Annotated in this window: 18 protein-coding genes; 10 read left to right on the top strand and 8 right to left on the bottom strand. The window is 69.4% G+C overall.

All coding sequences use genetic code 11. The features are described 5' to 3' along the window. Nucleotides 1-24: 24 nt before the first annotated feature. Entirely contained in the window at nt 25-1,473 is a 1,449-nt protein-coding gene (locus HD600_RS01470) for an NAD(P)H-quinone dehydrogenase (RefSeq protein ID WP_184281072.1), read from the top strand. On the opposite strand, the gene HD600_RS01465 is transcribed toward HD600_RS01470, so the two are convergent. The 3 genes from HD600_RS01465 to HD600_RS01455 all read right to left on the bottom strand — a co-directional run bounded on the left by HD600_RS01465 (nt 1,470) and on the right by HD600_RS01455 (nt 5,356). Beyond that, nucleotides 1,470-2,762, bottom strand: a complete 1,293-nt coding sequence (locus tag HD600_RS01465) for a hypothetical protein (protein WP_184281069.1) — start codon at nt 2,760-2,762, stop codon at nt 1,470-1,472. The genes HD600_RS01470 and HD600_RS01465 overlap by 4 nt on opposite strands. A gap of 110 nt (nt 2,763-2,872) precedes the next feature. Further along, on the bottom strand, nt 2,873-4,636 hold the full coding sequence (locus HD600_RS01460; protein ID WP_184281067.1) for an acetyl/propionyl/methylcrotonyl-CoA carboxylase subunit alpha: 1,764 nt from the start codon (nt 4,634-4,636) through the stop codon (nt 2,873-2,875). Nucleotides 4,637-4,714: 78 nt separating this feature from the next. Beyond that, the gene (locus HD600_RS01455) at nt 4,715-5,356 is read right to left on the bottom strand and encodes a Maf family protein (protein ID WP_184281065.1); all 642 of its coding nucleotides are present in this window, start codon (nt 5,354-5,356) and stop codon (nt 4,715-4,717) included. A gap of 39 nt (nt 5,357-5,395) precedes the next feature. On the opposite strand from HD600_RS01455, the gene HD600_RS01450 reads away from it, so the two are divergent. From HD600_RS01450 to HD600_RS01425, 6 genes are all read left to right on the top strand, one after another. Continuing rightward, entirely contained in the window at nt 5,396-6,598 is a 1,203-nt protein-coding gene (locus tag HD600_RS01450) for a class I SAM-dependent RNA methyltransferase (RefSeq protein WP_184281063.1), read from the top strand. Between the two features lie 21 nt (nt 6,599-6,619). Further along, nucleotides 6,620-7,282, top strand: coding sequence for a response regulator (locus HD600_RS01445; protein ID WP_184281061.1), 663 nt, complete (start codon nt 6,620-6,622; stop codon nt 7,280-7,282). Continuing rightward, complete coding sequence (locus HD600_RS01440) at nt 7,272-8,504, top strand: sensor histidine kinase (protein ID WP_184281059.1); 1,233 nt, start codon at nt 7,272-7,274, stop codon at nt 8,502-8,504. Before HD600_RS01445 ends, HD600_RS01440 begins: the two co-directional genes overlap by 11 nt. Next, nucleotides 8,501-9,520 (top strand): hypothetical protein, encoded by a 1,020-nt coding sequence (locus tag HD600_RS01435; protein ID WP_184281057.1) that lies wholly within the window; start codon nt 8,501-8,503, stop codon nt 9,518-9,520. The genes HD600_RS01440 and HD600_RS01435 overlap by 4 nt, the downstream gene beginning before the upstream one ends. 243 nt (nt 9,521-9,763) lie before the next feature. Continuing rightward, on the top strand, nt 9,764-10,999 hold the full coding sequence (locus tag HD600_RS01430; protein WP_241731932.1) for an ROK family transcriptional regulator: 1,236 nt from the start codon (nt 9,764-9,766) through the stop codon (nt 10,997-10,999). Nucleotides 11,000-11,074: 75 nt separating this feature from the next. Next, on the top strand, nt 11,075-14,086 hold the full coding sequence (locus tag HD600_RS01425; RefSeq protein ID WP_184281055.1) for an alpha-mannosidase: 3,012 nt from the start codon (nt 11,075-11,077) through the stop codon (nt 14,084-14,086). A gap of 21 nt (nt 14,087-14,107) precedes the next feature. Here HD600_RS01425 and HD600_RS15120 read toward each other — a convergent pair whose 3' ends face one another. From HD600_RS15120 to HD600_RS01405, 4 genes are all read right to left on the bottom strand, one after another. Then, nucleotides 14,108-14,326, bottom strand: coding sequence for an acyl-CoA carboxylase epsilon subunit (locus HD600_RS15120; protein ID WP_184281053.1), 219 nt, complete (start codon nt 14,324-14,326; stop codon nt 14,108-14,110). Then, nucleotides 14,323-15,918 carry an acyl-CoA carboxylase subunit beta gene (locus HD600_RS01415; RefSeq protein ID WP_144797275.1) on the bottom strand — a complete coding sequence of 532 codons (1,596 nt, stop codon included), beginning with the start codon at nt 15,916-15,918 and terminating at the stop codon, nt 14,323-14,325. Before HD600_RS01415 ends, HD600_RS15120 begins: the two co-directional genes overlap by 4 nt. Nucleotides 15,919-16,027: 109 nt before the next feature. Continuing rightward, a complete protein-coding gene (locus HD600_RS01410; protein WP_241731933.1) occupies nt 16,028-17,002 on the bottom strand; it encodes a hypothetical protein in 975 nt (324 codons plus the stop codon). An 89-nt stretch (nt 17,003-17,091) separates the two neighbouring features. Beyond that, nucleotides 17,092-17,784 carry a phosphocholine cytidylyltransferase family protein gene (locus HD600_RS01405; RefSeq protein ID WP_144797273.1) on the bottom strand — a complete coding sequence of 231 codons (693 nt, stop codon included), beginning with the start codon at nt 17,782-17,784 and terminating at the stop codon, nt 17,092-17,094. Nucleotides 17,785-18,014: 230 nt separating this feature from the next. Between HD600_RS01405 and HD600_RS15115 the strand changes: the two genes are divergently transcribed. From HD600_RS15115 to HD600_RS01390, 3 genes are read left to right on the top strand one after another with little or no spacing between them, the layout of a single operon-like run. Next, complete coding sequence (locus HD600_RS15115) at nt 18,015-19,709, top strand: ATP-binding cassette domain-containing protein (RefSeq protein ID WP_338402266.1); 1,695 nt, start codon at nt 18,015-18,017, stop codon at nt 19,707-19,709. Nucleotides 19,710-19,720: 11 nt separating this feature from the next. Next, complete coding sequence (locus HD600_RS01395) at nt 19,721-21,250, top strand: hypothetical protein (RefSeq protein ID WP_206706044.1); 1,530 nt, start codon at nt 19,721-19,723, stop codon at nt 21,248-21,250. A 40-nt stretch (nt 21,251-21,290) separates the two neighbouring features. Then, on the top strand, nt 21,291-21,557 hold the full coding sequence (locus HD600_RS01390; RefSeq protein ID WP_144797269.1) for a DUF3039 domain-containing protein: 267 nt from the start codon (nt 21,291-21,293) through the stop codon (nt 21,555-21,557). Nucleotides 21,558-21,578: 21 nt separating this feature from the next. Here the strand turns inward: HD600_RS01390 and HD600_RS01385 are convergent, their stop codons facing one another. After that, nucleotides 21,579-22,904: a nicotinate phosphoribosyltransferase gene (locus HD600_RS01385; RefSeq protein ID WP_184281050.1), complete on the bottom strand. Its 1,326-nt coding sequence runs from the start codon at nt 22,902-22,904 to the stop codon at nt 21,579-21,581. Nucleotide 22,905 lies beyond the last annotated feature (1 nt).

Below are 22,905 nucleotides of genomic sequence, written 5' to 3'. Positions count from 1 at the left end.
CGCCGCGGCGAAGATTGCGGAAGAATGGAGATCATGTCTTCGACTCCTTTTGAGAGCACTCAGCGCGTCGCCGTCCTCGGCGGCGGCCCCGGCGGATACGAGGCGGCGCTCGCCGCCGCTCAGCTCGGAGCCGAGGTGACACTCGTCGAGCGCGTCGGTGTGGGCGGTTCCGCCGTGCTCACCGATGTCGTGCCATCGAAGAGTCTCATCGCGACGGCGGACGCCGCCGTGGCGATCTCCGAGGCCAGCGACCTCGGAGTGCAGTTCTACGCCAAAGGCTCCAACGGCAAGCCGCTCAAGCCGGAGATCGCGATCAACCTCGCCGCTGTCAACAAGCGACTGCTCGCGCTGGCAGGACAGCAGTCCGAGGACATGCGCTCCACCCTGCTCGAATCCGGCGTGCGCGTGCTCTCCGGGCATGGCCGCCTCGAGGGTCCGAACGCCATCATCGTCTCGACCGGCCCCGGAGGTACGGACTTCGACCGCGTCGAGGCGGACACGATCGTCGTCTCGGTCGGCGCGTCCCCTCGTGAGCTCGACAGCGCCAAGCCCGACGGGGAGCGCATCCTCACCTGGACGCAGCTCTACGACATGAAGGCGCTTCCCGAGCACCTCATCGTGGTGGGATCCGGCGTGACCGGCGCGGAGTTCGCCTCGGCCTACATGAACCTCGGTGCGAAGGTCACGCTGATCTCCAGCCGTGATCAGGTCCTCCCCGGTGAGGATCAGGACGCCGCCCGTGTGCTGGAGAAGGTCTTCAAGCGCGGCGGGATGACCGTGCTGTCCAAGTCCCGTGCCGACAGCGTCGAGCGGACTGAGGACGGCGTGCGCGTGACGCTGTCCGACGGCCGGGTGGTGGAGGGCAGCCACTGTCTGATGGCTGTCGGCTCCGTGCCGAACACGGCGGGCATCGGCCTCGAGGACGCCGGCGTCGAACTGACCGAGTCAGGTCACGTGCGGGTGAACAAGGTCGCGCGCACTTCGGTGCCCAACATCTACGCCGTCGGCGACTGCACGAACTACTTCCCGCTCGCGTCCGTCGCCGCGATGCAGGGACGCACGGCCGTGTTCCACGCCCTGGGCGACATCGTCATCCCGCTCGAGAAGATCAAGATCACCTCGAACATCTTCACCGCACCCGAGATCGCGACCGTCGGTTGGGGCGAGAAGCACGTGGAGGACGGGGTCGCGGACGGGCTTGTCTACAAGCTGCCGCTGGCTGCGAACCCTCGCGCGAAGATGATGGGCATCAAGGACGGGTTCGTGAAGATCATCGCCCGCAAGGGTTCTGGGACCGTCATCGGCGGTGTGATCGTCGCCCCCAAGGCGTCGGAGTTGATCTACCCGATCGCCGTCGCCGTGGAGCGCCGTCTGACCGTCGACCAGGTGTCCCGCGTGTTCGCCGCCTACCCGTCGCTCTCCAGCAGCATCACCGACGCGAGTCGTGCGATGCACCTCGTCAACATCTCCTAACCGAGCGCGTCGGCAGGCGCGGGGCGGCGGACGAGCTCGACGAGCACGAACGCCACCGCCGCGCCGATCACGATGCCGATGACGGCTCCGGGGTGGAGCGGGCGGGTCGCGAAGACGAGCAGAGCGGCGACGACGGCGATCACGACGAAGATCGCCGGACGCCACCGATCGACGATCTCGCCGAATCGCCCTGTGGTGAACCCTCGGCGCTCGCCGGCGGCACGGACCGCGTCCGCCCCACGGCGCGCCGTCGTCCGTACGGTACGTGCGGGGCGGGTGGTCCCGGCCAGCCACGATCCGACGGCGATCATCGCGCCGAGGATCGTCAGCGCGACAGCTGTGGACTGGAGAGCGGATGTGAGCTGCGCGAACAGCGCATCGGCCGCGGCGGCCGGCATCACCGACGAGCTCATCGCTCCGGTGAAGAACGTCCTGCCGATCCCGATGGCCGCCGCGAGCAGCGCGAACACCGCGGCGAACAGCGCCGCTGTCCAGGCCGCCGCGTGAACGGGTCGCCGGGCGACGGCGATCCCTGCGACGAGGAGCAGAAGGGCGAGCCAGGGCAGCCAGGCGCCGACGGTGACGGCCGTGACGTAGACCGTGCGGGTGAGGACGAGCGCCTCGGCCTGCACGATCGGGATCTCGCGATCGATGTGCGGGATGAGCTCGGCGATCCCGATGCCGCGCGCCGAGAGCTCCTCCTTGACCCTGACGACGATCGTGTCCAACTGCAGCGAAAGGGTGCCGTCAGCGGCGAGTCGGAGGGCGCCGGCCGGGTCGCCCTGGATGACGGCGATCGCCTGCGCGTGAGTCATGCGCAGCGCACCGTCCCAGACGTCGGCGAAGGTCGGCGACGCGATGATCCGGTCGACGACGTCGCCGATGAGCGTCTGCACGCCCAGCGCTGCGGGGCCCTCAAGGAGGCCGAGCGCGGCGGCGGCGTTCGGGGGCAGGTCGAGACCGCGCACCCCGTCGAACACCTCGCCCACCAGCTGCGGCACGTCGAGCTGCGCGGTGATGGCGCCGGTCACCTCCGCGGCGACGAACGCCTGGATCTCCGGGTCCTCCGCCAGCGGCCCGAACGTCGCGACGAACCGGTCGGTGTCCACCAGTTGAACGCGCGCCCAGGAGCCGAGCGCTGCCACCGGCGCGAGGAGCAACCCGACCGTGATGAGGACGACGGCGACGGCCGTCCGCACCCTGCCGCCGGCGGTGCCTGGCGCTCGCAGCCGTTCGTTCTCGCGCTCGAGTCCCTCGATACGGAGCCGGAGCTCGTCCACCTCGTCCATGACCACCGCCTCGCCCGCAGCACCGTGCTGTCAGCGTCAGCGTAGCGGCAGCGGGGGAGGTCGTCCGGCCATGTGTCACCCGTCGCGGATCGGCGACGGGTGAGCGCGGTTCAGGAGATGGTGAGGAGCTGATGTCCGGCGGAGACGGTGGCACCGGGGGCGGCGTTGATATTGCCGATCACGCCGTCCTTGTGCGCCTGCAGCGGCTGCTCCATCTTCATCGCTTCGAGCACGACGACCAGATCGCCCTTGACGACCTCCTGGCCCTCCTCGACGGCGACCTTGACCACGGATGCCTGCATGGGCGACTTCACCGCATCGCCGGAGGCACCGGCCGAGGCCGTCGTCGCGTGGCTCCGGCGGGACGGCGGTACGGCGGCCGGACGCCCGGCGGTGCCCGCCGCGACGGTCACGCGGTCGGGAAGGCTGACCTCGAGGCGCTTGCCGGCGACCTCGACGACCACCGTGTGACGGCTCTCCGCCGGTGCGGGGGAGTCGAGCTCCCCGTCCCATGCGGGGATGTCGTTGTCGAATTCGGTCTCGATCCACCGGGTGTACACGCCGAACTCGCCGCTCTCGGCGGTGAAGGCCGCGTCGCGCACCACCTTGCGGTGGAACGGGAGGACGGTGGGGAGCCCGGCGACCTCGAACTCGTCCAACGCACGGCGGGAGCGCTCGAGAGCCTCGGCGCGGTCCTTGCCGGTGACGATGATCTTGGCCAGTAGCGAGTCGAACGCGCCGGAGACGGAGTCGCCGGCGGTGACTCCGGAGTCGAGTCGGATGCCGGGGCCGCCGAACGTCTTGAAGACGTGGATCGGTCCGGGCTGTGGGAGGAACCCTCGACCGGGGTCTTCGCCGTTGATGCGGAACTCGATCGAGTGCCCTGATGGAGCGGGGTCGTCGTAGTCGATCGTCCCGCCGGCGGCGATGCGGAACTGCTCGCGGACGAGGTCGATCCCGGTGACCTCCTCCGAGACGGGGTGCTCCACCTGGAGGCGGGTGTTCACCTCGAGGAACGAGACGGTGCCGTCGGCGCCGATGAGGAACTCGCACGTGCCGGCGCCCACGTAACCGACCTCTTTGAGGATCGCCTTGGATGCCGCGTACAGCTGACGGTTCTGCTCGTCGGTGAGGAAGGGCGCGGGGGCCTCCTCCACGAGCTTCTGGTGACGGCGCTGCAGTGAGCAGTCGCGTGTGGAGATGACGACGACGTTGCCCTCGGCATCCGCGAGGCACTGGGTCTCGACGTGGCGCGGCTTGTCGAGGTACTTCTCCACGAAGCACTCGCCACGGCCGAACGCGGCCACAGCCTCTCGCGTGGCGGATTCGAACTGCTCGGCGACCTCGTCGAGCGCACGGGCGACCTTGAGGCCGCGACCGCCGCCGCCGTACGCCGCCTTGATGGCGATGGGCAGGCCGTGCTCCTCGGCGAAGGCGATGACCTCCTCGGCGGTCTCCACGGGGCCGGGGGTGCCGGGGGCGAGCGGGGCGCCGACCTTCTCGGCGACGTGGCGAGCGGTGACCTTGTCGCCGAGCGACTCGATCGCCTCGGGCGACGGGCCGATCCAGATCAGACCTGCGCCGATGACGGCGCGGGCGAAGTCGGCGTTCTCGGCGAGGAATCCGTATCCGGGGTGGACGGCGTCGGCACCGGAGCGCCGGGCGACGGAGAGGATCTTGTCGATCTGGAGGTACGTCGCCGCGCTGGTCTCGCCGTCCAGTGCGTACGCCTCGTCCGCGAGGCGCGCGTGCAGCGCATCGCGGTCCTGGTCTGCGTAGACGGCGACCGAGGAGATCCCGGAATCGCGGGCGGCTCGGATGATGCGTACGGCGATCTCACCGCGGTTGGCGATGAGTACCTTCTCGATGGGCATGCCTGCCAGCCTAGCGAGATCAAGGTCGAGATCTTTGAGCACTCTCCACAAGAAAGTCGCGAAAACGTGACGGGATGTCTACGACCAGAGGTCGGTCCAGGTCACGCCCAGCTCACGCACGAGCCGGCGGATCGTGGACAGCGACATGCCGACGACGGTCGAGGGGTCACCGTCGACGCGGGTGATGAACGCACCGCCGAGGCTGTCGACCGTGAAGGCACCCGCGACGTGCAGCGGCTCGCCGGTCGCGACGTATGCGGCGATCTCGTCGTCGGTGATGTCGTCGGCGAACGTCACCCCTGCCTCGGCGACGGCAGTCGCCTCGCGCGGTGCCTGACCGGGTTGCACGCGCAGCACCGAGTGGCCGGAGTGGAGGACGCCGGTCTCGCCGCGCATCTCCCGCCATCGCCGTGTGGCCTCCTCGGGGGTGTACGGCTTGCCGTACACCCGGCCGCCCAGAGCGAACATCGAGTCGCCGCCGATGACCAGGCCGTCGAAGTCCGGGGTCTCGGCGGCGAGACGTGCGGCGATGTCAGCGGCCTTGGCCCTGGCCAGCAGCAGGACCATCTCCTCGGGAGAAAGCTCGGCGCCGCGCTCCGCAGCCGCGCGCGCGGCGATCGCGTCCTCATCGGTTCCCGGTGCGCGCGTGAGCGGTTCGATGCCCACCTGTCGCATCAGCATGAGTCGGGCCGGAGACGTGGAGGCGAGGCAGACCTGCATCCCTCCACCGTATCGTCGTGCGGACCGTATCCTGGAAGGATGGCCCGTTCAGCATCCGACCTGCTCGATCTCGACGTCACCGGCATCGCGCACGGCGGCACCTTCATCGCCCGCCACGAAGGGCGCGTCGTCTTCGTCTCCGACGCGATCCCCGGCGAGCGCGTCCGTGCGCGCATCACGGATGACACCAAGGCGTCCTTCTGGCGCGCAGAGACGGTCGAGGTCGTGGAGGCCTCACCGCACCGGCGCCCCCACGTCTGGGCAGAGGCCGACGTCTCCCGCGACCCCGAGGAGAGAGCCGGGGGAGCAGACCTCGGACACATCGATCTCGCGCATCAGCGCAGCCTGAAGCAGCAGGTGCTCCGCGAGGCCCTCGACAAGTTCGCCGGGGCTGGTCTGGACGCGCCGACCGTCGAAGCCGTCGACGACACGGACGGGACGGGATGGCGCACCCGCATCTCCCTGCACGTCGACGACGACGGTGTCATCGGACCCTATGCCGCCCGCAGTCACCGTGTCATCCCCGTCGCGTCCCACGCGCTCGCCCGTCCCCGCGTCGAGGCCGAGGCCCTCGCGCTGAAGAAGGGCGACGCCGGCCGGATCGACCTCGTGGAGTCGGCTGACGGTGACGTGCACGTGCTGCGTCGTCCGAAACGCGCCAAGCGCCGTCCCGCGCCTCGGGTCCTCACCGAACGCGTCGGAGGCCGGACGTTCCGTGTCGACGCCGACGGATTCTGGCAGGTGCACCCTGCGGCGGCGGCCACGCTGGACGCCGCCGTGCGATCGGCGCTGGACGGCCGCGTGGATGCGTCCGCCACGCACCTGGACCTCTACGGCGGCGTGGGCCTCCTGGCCTCGTCGCTCGCATCGGCCGGTGCCTCCGACATCGTGACGGTGGAGTCCAGTGCACGGGCGACCGCGCACGCGCGCGAGAACCTCGCCGACGTCGATGTCACGGCGGTCACCGCGCGGGTCGATCGTTACCTCGCGGGGCTCGGGGACGATGCGCGGGCCGGGACCGTCGTCCTCGATCCGCCGCGCTCCGGCGCGGGGCGCGCGGTCGTCGATGGCGTGCATGCGCTCGCTCCGGATGCCGTCGTCTACGTGGCCTGTGACCCGGTCGCCCTCGCGCGCGACCTCGGTACGTTCCGCGGTCTGGGATGGAAGGTGGAGGCGATGTGTGCCTTCGACCTGTTCCCGCACTCGCACCACTTCGAGGTCGTCGCGACCCTCATCCGCTGACGTGCTCGATAGGCTGACGGCATGAGCAGGGTCGCCCTCATCGATGATCACGAGTCCGTCCGCCTCGGATTGGAGCTCGCGTGCGAACGCGCGAACGCCTGCACCGTCGTCTTCTCCGGCAGTACGGTCGGTGAGTATCTCGAGTGGCGGGCGTCGACGGGATCGACCCCCGCGGACGTGGTCGTGCTCGACCTCACGCTCGGCGACGGCACCACGGTCACCGAGAACGTCGGCGCTCTCGTCGGTGACGGCGCGAGCGTGGTGATCCACAGCGTGGCCGACCGACCCGCCGCCGTCCGTGAGGCACTGGCCGCGGGGGCGGCCGGAGTGGTGAGCAAGTCGTCGTCCCTGGATGACGTGCTCGGCGCGATCCGCACCGTCTCCCGCGGTGAGGCTCTGAACAACGTCGAGTGGGCGAGCGCCGTCGAGGGCGACCGTGCGTTCGCCGATGCGCAGCTCTCCGTGCGCGAGCGCGACGTTCTCCGGCTGTACGCCACCGGGCTCCCACTGAAGGCCGTGGCCGACCGTCTCGGAGTCGCGTACTCCACGGCGAAGGAGAACATCACCAGGGTGCGCGTGAAGTACGTCGAGGTCGGTCGACCGGCCCCGACGAAGGTCGACCTGCTGCGGCGTGCCATGGAGGACGGCATCGTCGCCTCGGACGGGGCCACGAGTGCCGGTTGACAGCGACCTACGTGCCGCCTGGGGGAAGATCCCGTCCCCCAGTGCGATGGAGAACCAGTTCGAGCGCTTCACGGGGAAGCGCATGGAGCGCATCCTCGCCACGGTGATCGCGATCGGTTCGGCCATCCTCGGCGCACAGGCCCTCGTCGCGGCGATCGGCGGGCTCGCTCACGGCGCGTCGACCGTGCAGGTCGTCCTGCTGCTGATCGTCTACGTCCCGTTGGCCGCGATGCTCCTCGCGTGCGTGATCGGCCGTGGGGTCCGTCAGACGGCCGGCGTGTTCGCGATCGGATACGTCGTGGCGCTCGCCGCCTGGCCCCTTGTGAACGACGCCTCGCCGTACCGCGCGAACCAACCGTGGATCTTCTTCCTCGTCAATGTCGGCGTCGTCGCGGCCATGCTGGCGTTCGCCGTGTGGATGCAGGTCATCCTCGCGTTCGCGCTGCCGCTCATCTACGGCTACATCCGACTCGTCGAGGGCGATTTCTCCAGCGCCTATTGGACGAGCACAGCCTTCGACGTGTCCTTCACCCTGATCCTCGGGATCGTCATCATCTCGCTGGGGTGGATGTTCCGCTCGGTCGCGGCCGGGGTGGACGAGGCAAGAGGACAGGCCGTGGCGTCGTACACGGCGGCGGCCGCCGGTGCGGCGGTCGAGGAGGAGCGCGTGGCGATGGCCGCGCTCATGCACGACAGCGTGCTCGCCGCGCTCATCGCAGCGGAACGTGCGGACTCGGACCGTGCGCGGGATCTCGCGGTCGCGATGGCCAGGGAGGCTCTGACCCGCCTGGCCAACACGGAGGCCGTCGTCGCGCAGGAGGGCAGCGACGATCCCGTCGGCACGGCGCAGATCGTCGCCGAACTGCGCCGTGCCCTGTCCGAGCTCGGTGCGGACGCGATCGTCGAGGAGCGCGGCACGGCTGGGCTCATCCCCGGGCGCGTCGCCCGCGCTGTGGTGCTCGCCGCACGGCAGGCGATCGGCAATGCCCTCACGCATGCCTCCGGCCGCGGGCTGCATGTCGTGGCGGAGGGCGACGGCGACGCGGGTGTCTCGGTGACGGTCATCGACGCAGGGCCCGGGTTCGATCTCGAGACGATCGGCGAGGACCGCCTCGGGATCAGGGCGTCCATCGTCGCCCGGATGGCAGCGGTCGCCGGCAGCGCCACGATCGATTCCGGCGCGGCGGGAACGCGGGTCCTGCTCAGTTGGGAGCGCGCGTGAACCGTTCGGTGCGGAGTGTGGCGACGGCGCTCGCCGTCGGATTCGCGGTGTACTTCGCCGCGAGAGCGGTGTGGTGGATCGTCCAGCCGACGGCGCCGCTGCTCATGGTCGGAGCGATCGTGCTGTATCTCAGCGTCGTGATCGCCACGGTGCTCATCGGTGTGCACGAGAGCGTGCGGATGCCAGGGTGGTGGGGTGTGGTCGCCGTGGTGACGGCTGCCATCGTGCCCGTCATGGTCAGCGCGTCGTTGCAGCCGGCGCACCTCACGGCACCGTTCGCCACCTGGTACATCGGGGGAGTCGGGATGCTCGCGGCGGTGTGCATCGTGCGGCGGCGCCCGGTGGCCGGCTGGCTCGTGCTCGCCGTGCTCGCTGTGGAGTCCGCGCTGTATCTCGGTCCGTTCGTGGCGCTCGAACTCGGGCTGGTCGGGTCGGCGATGTGGACGGTCGTCGCTCAGCTGCTCGTCCTGTTCTGGGACCGTGCAGTCCACGACACCGCACATCTCGCCGACATCCAGCGTGCCGTCTCGGCGTGGCATGCCACTCAACTGGTCCGTCAGCGCGAGCGTCGCGTGCGCGTGAAGTACGCGCTCAGCGTCGCCGGCCCGGTGCTCACGAGGACCGTCGCATCGCACGGTCACCTCTCGGACGACGATCGCCTCGAGGCGCGGCTGGCCGAGGGGCGGCTGCGCGACGAGCTCAGAGGGGCGAGTCTTCTCAACGACGCCGTGCGTCAGGCCATCCACGACGCGCGACTGCGCGGCGCCTCCGTCACGGTCTTCGACGAGGGCGGGCTGGACGAGCTCGATGAGGACAGGCGCGACGAGATCCGCGACGAGTTGGCGGAGGTGCTCAGCCGGACGGAGTCGGAACGCGTCATCATCCGCGCCGCGAGGGACGAGCACACGGCAGTCACGGTCGTCGGCCGCTCCGGTACGGGGGACTCCTCCGACGAGGACGCCGTCGGCCTGTGGCGGGAGATCCCGCGCGATCGGCGCTCCGACCGCGTCGGCTGAAGAGCGGAACGCGAGGAGCGCAGAGTGAGAGAAGGGCGAGGGGCGGCGAAGCCGCCCGCCCCTCGCCGGTGCGGTGAAGTTACCCGAAAACCCACCGCAGGAGATCGATCACCGTCTGCCTACCCTGGGGCAGAGAGACCGATCGAAACGCGAAGCGTTGGTATCAGTCTGACGTGTGCGCAACACGTTGTCTGTAGGTATTTCGGGGGACACGGATTCGGATGAATGCGTCATGATGGAGCGATGGATCTGCGGCGTCGCGGGACGAATCTGCCGAAGATGGGCGACTTCAACCAGTCCGTCATCCTCGAGGCGATTCGCCGCTCTCCCGGAGGGCTGAGCCGGACCGAACTGGTGGGCGCCACGGGGCTGTCCGCTCAGACGGTCACGAACATCACCCGTCGCCTGCTGGACGAGAGGCTCATCGAGGAGGCCGGGCGCACGATCCAGGGTCCGGGCAAGCCGCGCACCACCCTGCGGCTGAACGCGGGAAGTCGCCTGTCGATCGGTGTCCACCTGGATCCGGCGATGATGACACTGGTGCTGCTGGACCTCACCGGCGCCGTGCTCGAGCGCACCCGACTGCGGATGCACTCCGATGACGCGCGCTGGATCATCGCCGCGATGGCTGATTCGGTCGAGGCGTTGATCCGGAGGTCGCACGTCGATCGCGACGCGATCACCGGCATCGGCGTCGCCACGCCTGGGCCGATCGACGCCGCGCACGGGACGGTCATCGATCCGCCCAAGCTGCACTCCTGGCACCGTGTACCGCTGCGTCATGCTCTCGAGGACGCGGCAGGGCTGCACGTGCGACTCGAGAAGGACACGACGGCAGCGGCGGTCGCGGAGCTGTGGACGGGAGAGCACCCGCCGGACGGATCCTTCCTGTTCGTGTACCTGGGGATCGGGATCGGAGCCGCGCTCGTGCTCGACGGAGCCGTCGTCCGCGGGGCGTCGCGCAACGCTGGGGAGATCGGGCACATCATGGTCGACCCCGACGGGCCGGAATGCCTGTGCGGACGACGGGGCTGCGTGGAAGTGGTCTGCACACCCCAGGCGATCGTCGAGCGCGCCGAGCGGGCGGGCGTGCTCTCCGACGACCGGGTCGGCAGCGACGCGGAATCCGTCGACGCACGCTTCACGGAACTGTGCGAGCAGGCCGCAGGGGGTGACAGCGGTGCGCGCGCCGTGCTCGAGACCGCCGTGCACCACCTCAGCGTCCTCATCTCCGATCTGACGAACATGCTGGATGTGGACCGCGTCGTCCTCGGCGGACCGTTCTGGTCGCGGTTGTCCGAGATGTGCCTCGCCCTCCTTCCCGACCTGCTGCGCCGATCCAGTGCGACGCGCGCGGTGCGCGCGCTCCCCGTCGCAGGAGCGGTGGTCGGCGACGACGTCGGCGCCGTCGGCGCGGGCTGCGTCGTCCTCGACGAGGTCCTCACGCCTCGGGCGGCCGCGCTCCTCCTCGATTCGTGACGGCGCTCCGCACCTTGACAGGCATAAATCCAATCGATTGACTATCCGGACCCAGACATTGGAGTCCGCTGCCGCATGCACGACACGACCGCGCTGATCGAAGCCCGCATCCGACGGTTCGTCGAGGAGCGGCTGCGCCCTCGCGTGCACACCGGCCTCACGCCGCTCTCGCTGGAGCGCTGGGATGTGCCGGGGGAGCCGGTGCCGTTCGCGGAGGCCGTCGCCCAGACCTACGAGCCGTTCCGTGTCGGGGCGCGATGGGGGCGGCCGTGGGGCACGACGTGGGTGCGGATGCGGGGGACGGCGCCGCAGGCGCCGGGCGCCGAGCTTCTCATCGATCTCGGCTTCCATGCCGCAGAGCCGGGATTCCAGGCTGAGGGGACGGTGTACCGCTCCGACGGCACCATCATCAAGGCCGTCGAGCCGCGGAACGCCCATGTGCCGCTGGAGTGCGCGCCGGGAGACGAGTTCGAGCTGTACCTCGAGGCGGCGGCCAATCCGGATGTCGCCGACGGCTTCCGTCTCTTCCGCCCCACACCGCTCGGGTCTCTGCACACCGCGGGGGACGAGCCTCTGTACGTGTTCCGCCAGGCGGACATCGCGATCAGGGACGACGAGGTGTGGGAACTGCTGCAGGACGCGACGGTCCTGTCGCAACTGGCCGCAGAGCTCCCGGAGTCGTCGTCGCGCCGCGCCGAGATCCTCCGCGCACTCGAACGCATGGTCGACACCGCCGATCCCGACGACATCTCCGGCAGCGCCGCGGATGCGCGGGCTGTGCTCGTCGACGTCCTCTCGCGTCCGGCATCCGCATCAGCGCATCGTGTCCACGCCGTCGGTCACGCCCACATCGACTCGGCGTGGCTGTGGCCGGTGCGCGAGACGCAGCGGAAGGTCGCCCGCACCTTCTCGAACGTGCTGTCGCTCCAGCAGGAGAAGGACTTCGTCTTCACCGCCTCCTCCGCCCAGCAGTACGCGTGGCTGAAGACGTACCAGCCCGAGCTGTTCTCTCGTGTGCGCGATGCCGTCGCGTCAGGGCGGTTCGTCCCGGCCGGCGGCATGTGGGTCGAATCGGACACGAACATGCCCGGCGGGGAGGCGCTGGCGCGGCAGTTCGTCCGCGGCAAGCGCTTCTTCATGTCGGAGTTCGGCGTGGAGCCGCTGGACGTGTGGCTGCCGGACTCCTTCGGCTACTCCGCCGCCCTGCCGCAGATCGCTCGCGCCGCCGGATCGCGCTGGATGCTGACGCAGAAGATGTCGTGGAACGAGACGAACCGGATGCCCCACCACACGTTCCTGTGGGAGGGGACGGACGGCACCCGCATCTTCACGCACTTCCCGCCCGTCGACACCTACAGCGCACAGCTCAGCGGCGCCGAGCTCGCCAGGGCGGAGCGGCAGTACGCGGAGAAGGGCCTGGCGAACACGTCGCTGGTCCCGTTCGGGTACGGAGACGGCGGCGGAGGTCCGAACAGGGAGATGATCGCGGCGGCGGAACGCCTCGCGTCGCTGGAGGGGTCGCCGACGGTCACGCTGTCCAGCCCCGCACAGTTCTTCGAGGCGGCTGAGGCGGAGTATCCGAACCCGCCCGTGTGGTCCGGCGAGATGTACCTGGAGTTCCACCGGGGCACGTACACGTCGCAGGCCCGCACCAAACGCGGCAACCGACGCAGCGAGCACGCACTGCGCGAGGCCGAGTTGTGGGCGACGGCCGCGACCCTGCGAGGTGCGGAGTACCCGTACGAGGAGCTCGATGCGCTCTGGGAGACCGTACTGCTGCAGCAGTTCCACGACATCCTGCCCGGGACGTCGATCGGCTGGGTGCACAGGGAAGCCGAGCGCCGCTACGCGGAGGTGCTCAGCGGCACGGAGGCGGTGACCTCCCGTGCGCTGGCCACTCTGACGGGTGAGGGTACGACGGAGTTCTCCGCCAATGCCGGACCCTTCGCGCAGGACGGCGACCAGCCGCTCGGGATCGTCCAGGTGGCGCAGAGAACGGACGCAGCGGCCACCGTGACGGCGGTTGCGGGCGGGTTCGACATCGGCAACGAGCATCTGGCGGCGCACATCGATGCGGAGGGTCTGCTGTCCTCCGTCGTCGTCCGCGCTTCCGGCCGTGAGGTGATCGCGCCGGGGAGAAGGGCGAACCTCCTCCAGTTGCACCGGGACACCCCCACTCAGTGGGATGCCTGGGACATCGACGAGCACTACCGCCGTCAGGTGGAGGACCTGACGGCGGTGGTGTCGCTCGAGCACGTCCCGCACCCCACCGACGCAGTCGTCTGCGTGGTCCGCGGCCGGGGGGCCACGCGGATCACGCAGACCCTGACCCTCGCAGCGGGGTCACGGGCCATCGACATCGAGACGGTCGTCGACTGGCATGAGCGGCAGAAGCTTCTGAAGCTCGCCTTCCCCCTCGATGTGCACGCGGACACGGCTCGATCGGAGATCCAGTTCGGGCACGTGCAGCGGCCGACCCACGCCAACACCTCGTGGGACATGGCGAGATTCGAGACGGTGGCTCACCGGTGGGTGCACGTGGGGGAACCCGGTTTCGGCATCGCCGTCGCCAATGACGCGACCTACGGCCATGACATCACCCGCGCGCCGCGGGACGGAGGGGGAACGATCACGAACGTGCGGCTCTCGCTGCTGCGGGCTCCTCTCTTCCCCGACCCGGAGGCCGACCAGGGCGAGCACGTGTTCCGCGTCAGTCTCCGCCCTGACGCGTCGATCGAGGACGCGGTGCGCGAGGGGTATCGGTTGAACATCCCGGCGCGCCGTGTCGTCGGCGATCGGGGAGTGGAACCGGTCGTCTCGGTGTCACCGGGTGGAGTCGTCGTCGAGGCGGTGAAGCTTGCGGAGGACCGAGGCGGCGACGTGATCGTCCGGCTCTACGAGGCGCTGGGGGCGAGGTCGTCTGCGACACTGTCGACGTCGTTCGCGTTCGACGAGGTCGCGGAGACGGACCTGTTGGAGAGGGCGCTGGACGCGTCCGCGGTGACCGCGTCGTCCGGCCGGGAGGTCTCGCTGACCCTCCGCCCGTTCCAGCTGGTCACCCTGCGCTTGCGCGGCGCACGCTCCTAGGATCCACGCCGCGGTGGCGGGTCAGCCCGAGAAGCGTCCCCAGGGGATGTCGCGGCGCAACGGCGCGCGCATCGGACGCTGCGTGCGCTGCCACGCGGACACGTGCGGCTGCTCGGCGACGGCGTCCTCCGCCTCGCGCTCGTAGGCGTCGGTGACGACGGCGAGGAGCGCGGCGAGTTCCTCCTCGTTCGCGGACCCGCAGACGATACGGACGTCCGCGGACGGCTGATCGGCGGTCACAGCGGGATGTTCCCGTGCTTCTTCGGCGGCAGCTCTGCGCGCTTGCCGCGCAGCGAGCGCAGCGCCTTCGCGATCGACACGCGGGTGTTGGCCGGTTCGATGATCCCGTCGATCTCGCCGCGTTCCGCAGCGAGGAACGGGGAGGTGACGCTGTAGGTGTACTCGTTCGCGAGGCGGGTGCGGACGGCGGCGACGTCTTCGCCGGCCTCCTCGGCCTTCTTGATCTCTCCGCGGTAGAGGATGTTGACGGCTCCCTGGCCACCCATGACGGCGATCTCCGCGGTCGGCCACGCGAGGTTCACATCAGCGCCCAGCTGCTTGGAGCCCATGACAATGTACGCACCGCCGTACGCCTTGCGCAGGATGACGGTCACGAGCGGCACCGTGGCCTCGGCGTACGCGTAGATGAGCTTCGCGCCGCGGCGGATGACACCCGTCCACTCCTGGTCCGTGCCGGGAAGGTAGCCGGGCACGTCGACGAGCGTGACGATCGGGATGGAGAAGGCGTCGCAGAAGCGGACGAAGCGGCTGGCCTTCTCGCCGGCCTCGATGTTCAGCGTCCCGGCCATCTGCGACGGCTGGTTCGCGATGATCCCCACCGAGCGTCCTTCGATCCGACCGAAGCCGATGACGATGTTGGGGGCGAACAGCGGCTGGACCTCGAGGAAATCGTCATCGATGACGTGGTCGATGACCGTGTGGATGTCGTAGGGCTGGTTGGCGGAGTCGGGGATGATCGCGTTGAGGGTGCGATCGGCATCCGTCGTCTCCCACTCGAAACCGCTCTCGTAGCCGGGGATCTCGGCCATGTTGTTGTCCGGGAGGAAGCCCAGAAGCGTGCGGGCGTAGTCGATCGCATCGTCCTCGTCGTCCGCGAGGTAGTGCGCCACGCCGGAGCGCGTGTTGTGCGTGAGGGCTCCGCCCAGTTCCTCCATGCCGACGTCCTCGCCGGTGACGGTCTTGATGACGTCGGGCCCGGTGACGAACATCTGGCTCGTCTTGTCGACCATGATGACGAAGTCGGTGAGGGCGGGGCCGTAGACCGCGCCGCCGGCGGCGGGTCCCATGATGATGGAGATCTGCGGGATGACGCCGGAGGAGCGGGTGTTCAGGCGGAAGATCTCGCCGTACTTGCTGAGGGCGAGCACGCCCTCCTGGATGCGGGCGCCGCCGGAGTCGAGGACGCCGATGATCGGCATCCCGCCCTGGAGCGCGAACTCCATGATCTTGATGATCTTGTCGCCGGCCACCTCGCCGAGCGACCCGCCGAAGGTCGTGAAGTCCTGCGAGTACACCGCGACGGTACGGCCGTGGATCGTGCCGATGCCGGTGACCACCGAGTCACCGTACGGGCGATTGCGGTCCATCCCGAACGCGGTGGTGCGGTGCCGGACGTACTCGTCGAACTCGACGAAGCTCCCCGGGTCGACCAGCAGCTCGATCCGCTCCCGGGCGGTCATCTTGCCTTTGGCATGCTGCTTCTCGCGGGCGATCTTCTCCGGCTCGTTGACCGCCTCGTCGAGGCGGGAGCGGAGATCGGCGATCTTGCCGGCGGTCGTGGAGAGGTCAGGGGTGTCCGTCACGGATTCCACCCTATCGGCGTGGGGCCGGGCGGCGTTGGATGCTCGCCACAACGGGGCGGCCGATCCTTTGGTGGGTCATCACTGCGGTCAGGGGACGAGACCGCCGGTGCTGGACTGTTCAGCCTTCGTCCGTGGCCACCGGTCCGTCGTCCGCTTCCGCGTCCACGACGGATGCGGGAAGTGCGTCCTCACCGCGGCGGCGGCGACCGAGCTGCGTCATCCGCCGGCCCGCCCAACCGACACCGCGCGCCGTGCTCGCGGCGGCTCCGGCGATGGCCCCTCCCGTGATCCTGGCGCCGTGCAGCATCCGCAGCTCGATCTTCTCCGCACCCTCGACAGGCTCCAGCTCGGCGGGAAGCACAGCGGGGGCGATGCCGAACGCACGGCGAGACGTCGTGAGGACGCGGCGACCGAGCAGGTGGTTGCCCGCCCCACCCACAGCGGCGCCGATGCCGAAGGGCATGGCCTTGCCGATGATGGACGCGCCGCCGGATGCCGCGAAGTGTTTGACGAATCGCGTCTTCAGCTGGTCGACGACGGGCCCGACGGCTGCGCGGGGGAGTGACTTCGTGACGATCTCGCCCCAATACGAGGACCGCCCTGGACCGCGACCGGCCGCCTGCTTGGCCAACTGCCCCACGAGGTCGACGCCCTCTTTGCCGAGCATCATCGTCATCACGAGGGCGCGGGCGCGGTCGGGGTTCTCGATCGCGATGCCGTGGACTTCTGCGAGAGATTGGGCGAACAGTGCCGTGGACTCGAGGAAACCGATCGTCTCCACACCTGAGAGGGCGAGGGTGACACCCGTGCCGATGCCGGGGATCACCGCGGTGGCGCCGACGGCCGCGCCTCCCGTCGTCACGGCGGCGAGGTAGCGCCGTTCCAGGATGCGCACGATCCGATCGGGCGTCGCATCCGGATTGCGCAGGCGGATGCTGCGGATGTGCGTGAGCACGAGCGGCCGCTGGATCGCGAGGACCCGGTCGAGGCTCCGGACCGTGAGGGGGTGTTCATCCGAACCCACGGGCGGGATGCCTCGGTCCCATGCGGATCCGTCCGGCAGGGAGTGGATCTTGTGCACCTTCTCAGCCATGGGCAGATCCTATGCAGACCGACCGCGAGAACGCCGAGAGCCCGGATCGCCGACATCGTCGGCCGTCCGGGCTCTCGGGAAGTCGCAGGTCAGACGAACAGGTTCGCCCGCTCGAGGTCCTCTGCGAAGTCGACCTCGACCGCGTACAGGTCGGAGACGTCCATCGGCTCGAGGAGGAGCCCGTCTTCGGCGATGGCGAGCTCGAGCCCGCGCTCGAAGTAGTCCTGGTCGTCGACGCGCGACAGCTGACGCATGAACGCCTTCTTGTGCGTCGAGGAGATGTAGTTGATGCCGACTGCTTCGCCGAGTCCGCCCTTGACCGTCTTGGAGAGCTCCTTGATGAAGCCTTCAGGCGTGACGGTGTACTTGACCTCTTCGTCGCTCACCTTCGAGGTGTTGACGGTGACGAACGACTGGTCCCGCTCGATGAACTCGATGGCGCGTCCGAGGATGCGGGGATCGAACACGACGTCACCGTTCATCCACAGCACGCCGCCCTTGCCGGTGGCGCCGAGGGCGCGCAGCAGGCTCTTCGAGGTGTTCGTCTCGTCGTAGCGTTCGTTGTGCACGTAGTTCACGCTGGGGAAGGCCTCGATGATCGTCTCGGCGCGGTAGCCGACGACAGCGGTGATCCTCGCGTCGCGGCCGAAGGCGGCGCGGATGTTCTCGTGCTGCTGCTGCATGATGGTCCGACCGTCGCTGAGCTGGGTCAGCGGCTTCGGCAACGCACGGCCGAGGCGCGAGCCCATTCCGGCGGCGAGGATGACGGTCTGAAGAGTCACGAATACTCCTAAAAAGAATCTGTGTTCACGGCCGACGGTTCGGCCAGACACTTCTTCGTGCCGTGATCATGGTAGCGATGCCCCCTGTGAAGCCTCGGGGTGGGCCCCCGCCGTTGCCATTTCGTGATGAGGTACACACCTCGTGCACAGGTCGCGGGCGGGGCATGTCACCCATGTCGATTGTTGCGCTCGACGCGAAGAAAGTCCACGGCCGTTGATACGTTAGGACAGTGACTGCTCCAGTGGATGACCACCTCGAAGAGCCGGCCGGCGACACCTCCGACGCCCCGGCGAGGGAGAAGGCGGCCACGACGCGAACGTCGGCCGTGAAGACGGTGGCGGGGCGCGCGAAGACTTCGACCGCCGGCCGCGCCAAGCCCGCATCCGGAGGCGCGAAGACGGCCGCGAAGGCCGCCGCGGTGAAGGCCGAACAGACCAAGGCCGGTGCCGCGAAGAAGACCACGGCCAGGGCGGCGGCGGCGAAGACGGCCGCGGTCAAGGCGGCGGCCGCGCACAACACCGAGGCGAAGAGCTCGACCAAGGCGGCGACGGCGAAGAAGACCGCCGCCAAGACGAGCGCCGCGAAGGCTGCGGCGCCGAAGAACGCTGCCGCCAAGGCGAGCGCCGCGAAGGCTGCGGCGCCGAAGAAGGCTGCGGCCCCGAAGAACGCTGCCGCCAAGACTGCTGCTGCCAAGACTGCTGCTGCCAAGGCCGCCGCCGCCAAGGGAGCTGCTGCCAAGGCCGCCGCCGCCAAGGGAGCAGCGACCAAGGCCGCGAAGGCTGCCGCCGCGAAGGCGGCGAAGGAGGACGCGGCTCGCGTTGAAGCGGAGCGCCCTCGTGTCGAGGTGTCCGGGGGAGAGGACGAGCGGCGGCTTGTCGCGGCCGACGACGCGGCGCCCGCCTCCGATGCGGTGACGGCCCCCGTCGAAGCGGAGCCGGTGGCCGAGACCGATCCGACTGTCGAGGCTGCATCGGTCTTCGAACAGGAACCAGTTGCCGCGGTCGAGCCTGAGCCTGAGCCTGAGCCGATCGTCGAGCCGCAGCCGCTCGCGGAGCCGCAGCCGGTGGTCGAGCCGGAGCCGATGTCCGAGCCCACGCCGGAGCCCGCCGCCGTGACCGACACCGCCGCGGCGGCCGTCGTCACCGATCTTCAGGCATCCACGGCCTCCGATGCGATCGTCGTCCGTGGCCTCGTCAAGGAGTTCGGCGACCAGCGGGCCGTCAATGGCATCGATCTGACCGTTTCGGCCGGATCGTTCTACGGCATCGTCGGACCCAACGGCGCAGGCAAGACGACGACGCTGTCGATCCTCGCCGGTCTTCTGCGCGCAGATGCGGGCGAGATCGAGATCTGCGGCATCGACCAGGCGAAGGATCCTCTTGAGGCCAAGCGGGTCATGGGTGTCCTGCCGGATCGTCTGCGCACGTTCGACCGGCTCACCGGACGTCAGCTCCTGCACTATTACGGACTCCTGCGCGGGCTCCCTTCCCGCGTCATCGAGAAGCGCTCTGCCGACCTGATGCGCGCCTTCGATCTCTCCGAGTCCATGGGACGCGTCGTCTCCGACTACTCCGCCGGCATGACGAAGAAGATCATGCTCGCCGGGGCGATGATCCACTCGCCGCGCGTGCTCGTGCTCGACGAGCCGTTCGAGTCGGTCGACCCGGTCTCCTCGGCCGTCATCCTCGACATCCTGCGCGCGTACGTCGCCCACGGCGGCACCGTGATCCTGTCCAGCCACGGCATGGACCTCATCGAACGCGTGTGCTCCAGGGTGGCGATCATCGTCGGCGGTGATGTCCTCGCGGAGGGCACCGTCGAAGAGGTGCGCGCGGGGCAGACCCTCGAGTCGCGGTTCGTCGAGCTGTCCGGCACGGCCGGCGAGGTGGAGGGCCTGGAGTGGTTGCACACGTTCTCCGACTGAGGCTCGCGCTGATGCTCGGCGCCCTTCGGGGCGAGCGTGTGGTGCGGACGCTCGCCGCGTTCGCCGTGCTCGTCGCGGCCACCGTGCTCGTCTGTGTGGCGCTGCTGAGCCTCTCCGATGCGCCGCTGCCCGTCGCCCACACCGTCATCGCACTCGGCGGGGCCGCCGCCATGCTCGGGTTCTTCCTCGGTCCTGTGCTCACCGGCACGGCGGATCAGCTCGACCCCCGCCGTTTCCGCGTGTTCGGGATGAACGAACGGGCGATGCCGTGGATCCTCGGACTGGGAGCGCTCGTGAGCGTTCCCTCCTTCGCGTTGATCGCCGTGGCGGTCTGCCTCGTCATCACTCTCGTCGCCCTCGGGACGCCCGCCCTGCTCGCCGTCGTGACCGCCGTCGTCGGCGTGCTCTCACTCGTCATCGCGGCGCGCATCGGGATGGCGACGAGCGCGCTGCTGCTCCCGGAGCGCCGGTCACGTGAGCTGACGGCGCTGTTCGCGCTCGCCGTCATCGTCGTCGCCTTCCCCGTCGCGGTGTTCCTGGCCTCGCTGGAATGGGACGGGCAGGTGCCGGATGCCGTCGCCGCCGTGTCCGCGGTGCTCCAGGCGACGCCGTTGGCAGCCACGCCGGGATTCGCCCGCGCGGTGACCGCCGGTGACACCGCCGGCGCGTGGCTGAGCGGCATCGTCGCGCTGTTCACCGCCGCCGCTCTGTGGCTGTGGTGGACGTGGCTCGTCCGCCGACTCCTGACCCATGTCGATCGCCCCGCGATCTCGCGCGAGCGATCCGGACTGGGCTGGTTCGGCCTGCTCCCGTCGAATGCGTTCGGTGCCATCGCGGCCAGGAGCCTCGTCTACTGGTTCCGCGATCGTCGCTACATCGTGAACTTCGTGATCGTCCCGATCGCCGGCGTCCTCACCGTCTTCCCTCTCCTCGTCGCCGGCGTGCCGCTGTACATCGCGGCACTCGTTCCCGTCCCGGTGATGGCGCTGTTCTTCGGATGGCTGCCCCACAACGATGTCGCCTATGACTCGACGGCGCTGTGGGTCCACGTCGCCAGCGGTGTGCGCGGCGTCGCCGATCGGCTCGGCCGGCTGCTTCCGATCACCCTGGTCGCCGTTCCCGTCCTCGCGATCGCGATCCCGCTGACCCTCGCTCTGGTGGAGAGCTGGTATCTCCTCCTGCCGATGATCGGTCTCACGGCGAGCCTTTTCCTCAGCGGTCTCGGTGTCTCCAGCATCCTGTCGGTGACTTCGCCCTATGCGGTCTCGCGGCCCGGCGACAGCCCGTTCCAGCAACCGCAGAGGTCGGCATCCCGATCCGGTTACGCCCCGGCGGTCGCCTTCCTCGCCGCGCTGGTGCTCAGCGCTCCCACGATCTGGCTGTTCGTCATGACCGTCATCGAGGATGAGGGCTACAACGCCGCCACCTTCTGGGTCGGAATCGGCACAGCCGTGGTCGTCCTCGCCGCCGGTGCCGTCATCGGCGGGCGGGTCTTCGACAGGGGCGGGGAGCGCCTCATGGAGTTCGTCGAGACGGCCTGACTCTGCCCGCGAGCTCGTCAGGGCGGCTAGACTCGGGCGCATGAGTACTCCGCTGGACAGCCCGGATCAGGGTGGCGTGGCAACGCTCGATCGCGAGCTGGAAGAACTTCTCAACGAAGAGAATCTCGAGCCGGGCGACCACGAACGCTTCTCGCATTACGTCAAGAAGGACAAGATCCTCGAATCCGCGATCTCCGGGCGACCGGTGCGCGCGCTCTGCGGCAAGAAGTGGACCCCGGGACGCGACCCGGAGAAGTTCCCGATCTGCCCCACGTGCAAGGAGATCTACGAATCGATGATGAGCTGACGGCTCTCGTCGACGCGGACCTCAGTCGCGGTCCAGGAACACCGTGGGGATCGCCGGGTCGGACTTGCTGAGGGCGAGCGCCCGCACCGGGAGCTCCTCGCGCACCTGCAGATGATGTGCACGGGCAGCCGCGGTTCCTGCCGCGCCTTCGAATGAGGCGTCGATGTCGCCTTCGTCGACGAGGGTGACCTGGAGCGGCCGGGAGTCCGGATGCTCCGCTGCGCTACCCAGCGCCTCGAAGCCGTCGGAGACGACGACGGTCTCCGACGTCGCCACCCCGTCCCGCAGGACGCGGAAGGCCGCCTTGCGTCCCCCCTTGGACCCCTTGTCCGTCGAGGCCTTCGCGACGGCGACCCAGCCGCCGTCGGCATCCTGCCTCGCCACGAGCTTGTAGACCATCCCCGCCGTCGGGTAACCGGAACCCGTCACCACGGAAGTTCCGACTCCGTAGTAGTCGACGGGCGATGCCGCGAGGGCGGCGATCGCATACTCGTCGAGGTCGCTGGTCACGGTGATCCTCGTGCCCGTCGCGCCGAGTTCGTCGAGCTGCGTCCGCACCGCGGCGGCGACCGTCGGCAGGTCGCCGGAGTCGAGGCGGACGCCGCCCAGTTCGGTGCCCGCCACGCGGATGGCCGTGTTGACGCCCTCTCGGATGTCGTAGGTGTCCACGAGCAGTGTCGTGTCGGTGCCGAGACTGTCGATCTGCGCGCGGAAGGCCTCTTCCTCGGTGTCGTGCAGAAGCGTCCAGGAGTGCGCCGCCGTCCCCATCGTGGGGATGTCCCAGCGGCGGCCCGCCTCCAGATTGCTCGTCGCGCTGAACCCGGCGATGTACGCCGCGCGGGCCGCGGCGACCGCCGACATCTCGGCGGCACGGCGGGATCCCATCTCCGACAGCGGACGCTCTCCGGCGGCGATGCTCATCCGCGACGCGGCCGTCGCCACGGCGGAGTCATGATTCATGACGCTGAGCGCCAGCGTCTCGAGCACGACGGCGTCCGCGAAGGACCCCTCGACGGTGAGGATGGGGGAGCCGGGGAAGTAGAGCTCGCCCTCGCGGTACCCGTGGATCGAGCCGGTGAACCGGTAGTCCTCCAGGTAGGTCAGCGTGCCGGCATCGACCACATGGTTGTCTCGGAGGAAGCGCAGCTCGTCTTCGCCGAACCGGAAGTCGCGCAGGAGCGAGAGAAGGCGGCCCGTCCCGGCGACGACGCCGAACCGGCGCCCTCCGGACAGGCGGCGCGCGAACAGTTCGAAGACGCTCGGACGGGCGGCGGTGCCGTCACGCAGTGCGGCGCCGAGCATCGTGAGTTCGTAGCGGTCGGTGAGCAGCGCCGTCGACGAGGTCATG

Origin of the sequence: Microbacterium ginsengiterrae, assembly GCF_014205075.1 — a bacterium.
Classification (GTDB): domain Bacteria; phylum Actinomycetota; class Actinomycetes; order Actinomycetales; family Microbacteriaceae; genus Microbacterium; species Microbacterium ginsengiterrae.
Note: the sequence above shows the minus strand (reverse complement) of the source record. Positions and strands in the feature narration are given on the sequence as shown.